This window comes from Mesorhizobium sp. M2A.F.Ca.ET.042.01.1.1 (genome assembly GCF_003997405.1).
Taxonomy (GTDB): domain Bacteria; phylum Pseudomonadota; class Alphaproteobacteria; order Rhizobiales; family Rhizobiaceae; genus Mesorhizobium.
The window spans coordinates 1-3,192 of sequence record NZ_RZRX01000423.1 but is presented as its reverse complement, the minus strand read 5'-3'; the positions used below and the strand labels follow the sequence as shown (position 1 = coordinate 3,192).

At 61.1% G+C, this 3,192-nt stretch carries 2 protein-coding genes and 1 pseudogene; all 3 read left to right on the top strand.

Going from position 1 to position 3,192, the window contains the following annotated elements; translation table 11 throughout:
* A pseudogene (locus EOA23_RS33040) lies at positions 1-1,132 on the top strand (type VI secretion protein); the annotation flags it as partial.
* Positions 1,116-2,276 (top strand): lytic transglycosylase domain-containing protein, encoded by a 1,161-nt coding sequence (locus EOA23_RS33035; protein ID WP_127307148.1) that lies wholly within the window; start codon positions 1,116-1,118, stop codon positions 2,274-2,276. The pseudogene EOA23_RS33040 and the gene EOA23_RS33035, both read left to right, overlap by 17 nt.
* 10 nt (positions 2,277-2,286) lie before the next feature.
* Entirely contained in the window at positions 2,287-3,021 is a 735-nt protein-coding gene (locus tag EOA23_RS33030) for a type IV secretion system protein (protein WP_189341804.1), read from the top strand.
* Positions 3,022-3,192: the final 171 nt, after the last annotated feature.

Genomic DNA, 3,192 nt, shown 5'->3' with positions numbered 1-3,192 from the left:
CCAGACAGCCTATTATTTCAACTTTCACGTCCACGACGTCGGCCACTTCACGGTTTTCGGTCCGACCGGTTCGGGCAAGACGGTCGTGCTGTCATTCCTGATGGCGCAGGCGATGCGGATTTCGCCCCGACCGCGATGCGTCTATTTCGACTATATGCGCGGCGCCGAGCTCTTCATCCGCGCGCTCGGCGGCCGCTATGAGATCATGGAGCCGATGCAGGCGACCGGCTTTGCGCCGCTCCAGCTCGAAGACACGGCAGAAAACCGCACGTTTCTGGAAGGGCTGCTGCGCTACTTGCTCACCCCAGACGACGGGTCGCTCGATGTGGCGGAAATGCGCGTGATCAACACGGCCGTCGACAAGGTCTACAAGATCCCGCGCCAAGAACGCACGTTCGAGTTGCTGCCAGAGGTGCTGCGCGGCTCGCTGACGCCCGGAATGAACGACCTCGCGGCTCGAATTGAACCGTGGCTGAACCCTGGCGACAAGGGCTGGCTCTTCAACAACCCCGTCGATCTCGTCGATTTCTCGAAGCCGGTGGTCGGGTTCGACATGACCAAGATCCTGGCCGACAAGAAATTGCGCTCGGCCGCCCTGCTCTACATCTTCCATCGGCTCGAAGAGATCATCGACGGCACGCCGCTTCTGATGTTCCTCGATGAAGGCTGGAAGCTGCTCGATGACGAGGTGTTTTCCGCCTTCATCAACGAGACGCTGAAAACAGTCCGGCGGCGCAACGGCGTCGTCGGCTTTGGCACGCAGACGGCTGAGGACGTGGTGAACTCGTCGATCTCGTCCTCCCTGATCGAACAGACCAAAACCAACATTTTTTTCCCCAATCCGAAGGCGAGCAAAGACTCCTACATGGCCCGCTTTTCGCTGACGGCGAAGGAGTTCGAGTTCGTGCGCCGTACGCCCAAGGAAACGCGCACGTTCCTGGTCAAGCACGACAGCGATTCCATTGTGGCCAAGCTCGATCTCTCGGGCATGCCCGACCTCATCAAGGTGCTGTCGACCAACGAAGCCAGCATCAAGGAATGCGAACGGTTGCGCGAGATTTACGGACAGGAGCCGGAAGCGTGGCTGCCATACCTTTGTGGATGGGAGAGCGAGCATGAAGAAGCGGCTTAGCAGCGTCATTGCCGTGGCCGCGATCGTGCCTGGGCAGATCGCGGCTCTCCCGGCGCTGGCCCAGATCGCCGTCATCGACAATTCCAATCTGGATCAGCGGGCGCAGGACGAAGAGCACAGCACGAAGTCGGACGAAGAAAAATCCGACGAGAAGGAGAAGAAAAAGAGTCTCGTTTGCACCTATACAAACAAGTACAGGTCGCAAATGTTCAGTCGCTCCCCTGGCGAGGCGCTGAGCCGCGATGCGGAAAACGCAAAGCTCATCCGCTACTATGCGCAAAAATATGACGTTCCGGAGGGGCTGGCGCTGTCGGTTGCCTACCAGGAATCCCGCTTGGACAGCTGTGCCGGCTCGCACACCGGCGTCAAGGGCGTGATGCAACTGACAAAGGGAACGGGCCGGCAGCTCGGGTTCGATCGCGACATCAACGAGCAAAACATCGAGGGTGGCGTCAAATATCTCGGCAAAGGCGTCGCGCAGTGTGGCGCCAGCAACTACAGCTGCCTGGCGAGTTTCTATAACGGCTCCAATGCCGCCGAACAGGCTGAGTGGGCCTCCGGCGTCGGCCGATGGCACGGCACCTTCGACAATTACGTCTCCAGCGGAGAGGCGCCGGCGGCGGCCGCACCGGCGATCAGCATCGTGACATCTGGCGGACCGGGCGGCGCTGCCCAAAGCGGCGCAGTCGATTCTCTCTCCAAAGCCGCGGCTGACCTTGACGGAAGCTCCGCACAGATGACGGCCAATTCCTCACGGATCGACGCGCTCGCCGGCGGCGTCGGACAAGTCGGCGAATACAAGGACGCCTGGGAGCTCAACTCGTCGGCTCGAAGTCTCAATACGGACGTGACCGGCCAATATATCGGTCAGGCCTCGGACTTCACCGCCCTGCTCGGTCAGTTTCTTTCGTTGAACAACGTTGCAGCCTCGCAGACCGCACGGACCATCACGCCGCCGCAAGGTGGATCCCCAAATCCATTTTCATGCGACCCGGCCGAGCTGCAACGGCTACGGATCGATCGCAGCCAATGGCTACCTTGTGCGGGCCGGGGCGCCGAGAATGTTTCCGGGAACGCGCAGTCGGTGCAAATCACCGCCGATCCAACCGGCGCGGCTCGCGCGATCGAAGCAATTCAGGAATAGGAGGCTGATCATGAGAAAAATCGCTCTCGCGGCATGTGTAACACTTCTGTCTGGTGCCGCTCACGCGCAAATCGCCGTCATTGACAACGCGAATTTGGACATTGCCCGCCAGAACGCCGACAACACCAATTCGATCATGGGCTCAAACAAGGACATCCTCGAGAAGAGCAATCAGATCCTGCAAGCCCTGACCGGCAGCCGCAACGGCTCTCTCGGCATCGGCCAAATGGGCCTGGGCGGCAACATGTCTATTGCGCAAGCGCCGAGCTTCGGCTCGATCCTCAATGGCGGCGCCCTCTCTTTCGGCGGGCTGTCGCCGGAAATCCAGAAGATCGCCGGAGCGGTCATCAACGGCCTGCAACTGGTCAAGCAGCTCCAGCAAATCACCGGCAATGGCAGCAGTGCCGTCAACACTACCTATAGCGCCAGCGTCAACGTCGCCTCGCTGTTGAGCGCCCTCACCTCGCAAGCCTCGCAAGGGGTCGCGCAACGCGAACAGTCGTTGCAGTCGGCCAGCGGCCAGATCGGACAGTCCGACGACGTCAAAGGCTCGGTCGATCAGAACACCCGCATGCAGCTCGAGAACGCGCGTGCGGTCAACGAACTCATCGGCGTCCAGAACGGGGCCGTGGCCGCGCTCAACGAGGAAATGAAGACCCGGCTGTTGCGGCAAAGCCAGGTGCAAAAGCTGATGACGCCGGCGCAAGTCAATCCGTTCCAGAATTTTGGCACCAGCGGGAACTGATCGTTGAGGTGGCGAGCGAAACGGATGCCAGCTTGGTGGCGGCGGGTCGGCGTGGTCGCCGGCGCGGTGGCGAGCTTCCTGGTTGGTGGCTGCGCCGGGCCAGGTCGCGAGCTCAAGGCGCCCTGCGCGCCGCTTGCCTATGCCGGCGATACGAGCTGCGGACCTTTGAAG

Coding starts and splice junctions, on each gene's coding strand:
- EOA23_RS33035 (WP_127307148.1), top strand. CDS start 1,116: ATGAAGAAGCGGCTTAGCAGCGTCATTGCCGTGGCCGCGATCGTGCCT.
- EOA23_RS33030 (WP_189341804.1), top strand. CDS start 2,287: ATGAGAAAAATCGCTCTCGCGGCATGTGTAACACTTCTGTCTGGTGCC.